This window comes from Promicromonospora kroppenstedtii DSM 19349 (assembly GCF_000515355.1).
Classification (GTDB): domain Bacteria; phylum Actinomycetota; class Actinomycetes; order Actinomycetales; family Cellulomonadaceae; genus Promicromonospora; species Promicromonospora kroppenstedtii.
Genome location: NZ_KI911609.1, coordinates 41701 through 42420 on the forward strand (window position 1 = coordinate 41701; position 720 = coordinate 42420).

The 720-nt window shown below is 76.2% G+C and carries 1 protein-coding gene and 1 pseudogene; both read right to left on the bottom strand.

Features of this window, described 5'->3' with window-relative positions; all coding sequences use genetic code 11:
* Positions 1-282, bottom strand: a 282-nt coding sequence (locus PROKR_RS33840) for a hypothetical protein (RefSeq protein WP_169736318.1), incomplete at its 3' end; no start/stop codon positions are given.
* Positions 279-720, bottom strand: a pseudogene (locus tag PROKR_RS30505) (DUF58 domain-containing protein); the annotation flags it as partial. The pseudogene PROKR_RS30505 and the gene PROKR_RS33840, both read right to left, overlap by 4 nt.

A 720-nucleotide genomic window follows, 5' to 3' on the forward strand; every position in this document is an offset into this window, starting at 1 on the left:
GAAGCCCCACAGGAACACCCCGGCGAGCACGACGGTGACGCCGGCGGTGGCCGGGGTGGGGCGTAGCACGAGGAGGGCGGTGCAGACGGCGACCACGGTGGTGACCAGGGTGGGCGCGAGATCGCTGCGGGACGCGGCGAGCAGGAGCAGGGCCGGGGTGAGTGCGAGCAGGGCGAGCCGCAGGACCCAGCCGGGCACGGTCGGGCCGGTCTCGACGGTGATCTGTGGCAGGGGCCTGGCGGCGACGTCGGACAGGCGGGCCGTGAGCCGGGGCAGCCTCATGGCAGGACCGTCCGGCCGGGCAGGTGCCGTTCGGCGGCGCGGGCGAGGGCCTCGAACCGGACGGAGGCCTGGTCGCGGCGGGAACCCGCCCACCCCACGACGGGCACGCCTTCCCCGGCCAGTGCGGCGAGTCGGTCCTCGCGCTCCAGGCGGGCGATGCGCCACGCGATCCGCAGGTGGTGCTCGGGTACCGGATGCACGTCGGGCAAGGTGTCGACCACGACGACGGGGTGGCCCTTGGCGCGCCAGGTGCGCACCAGGTGCAGCGGCTCGTCGTCGAGCACGGTGGAGAACAGGTAGACGATCGCGTCGGCCGGGACCTGCGGCGGGCGTACGCGGTGCACGGCGGCGCGGTCTCTCGGGTGCGCCAGGGCCAGGCCGTGGATCACGCGCCGCAGGTGCCGCCGCCCGGATGCGGGCGGAAGGGGACGGCGCCGG